Genomic DNA, 379 nt, shown 5'->3' on the forward strand with positions numbered 1-379 from the left:
TTTAACCGAATGACATAAATGCCTTTTTTGTGTCGATAGCGACCTAGGAGCTTGGAGGAAATGGGTGGATGAATGGTCAAGTTATTGCCCTGACGATTCATAAAATGTATCTGTGTTTAAAAATGATAAAAAGGACGATTATAAAAATAAAAAACTACAGCTCTAAGTTAGCAAAAAAAGCCGTTAGATCAATTGGATCGGTGCCTGCCGTGGTAATTTTAAATAATTGCAATTGACAAGCGTCGTTGTATCGAATCAAAAGATTCATTGTTTCGAGCTGTTCTATAATAAAGTCCTGGATATTGATGGTGCCAACCTGTTTTTGAACCAATTTTTGGACAACAGCAGGCAATTGCTCCAGCTGGAGATAAAATAAGTC

1 protein-coding gene is annotated in these 379 nt (G+C 36.7%); it reads right to left on the reverse strand.

Translation table 11 applies throughout. From position 1 onward, the window contains the following. Positions 1-154: 154 nt before the first annotated feature. Positions 155-379: hypothetical protein (locus tag CG11_RS30495; protein ID WP_197043949.1), on the reverse strand; the 225-nt coding region annotated here is incomplete at its 5' end.

The organism is Aureispira sp. CCB-QB1, assembly GCF_000724545.1.
Taxonomy (GTDB): domain Bacteria; phylum Bacteroidota; class Bacteroidia; order Chitinophagales; family Saprospiraceae; genus Aureispira.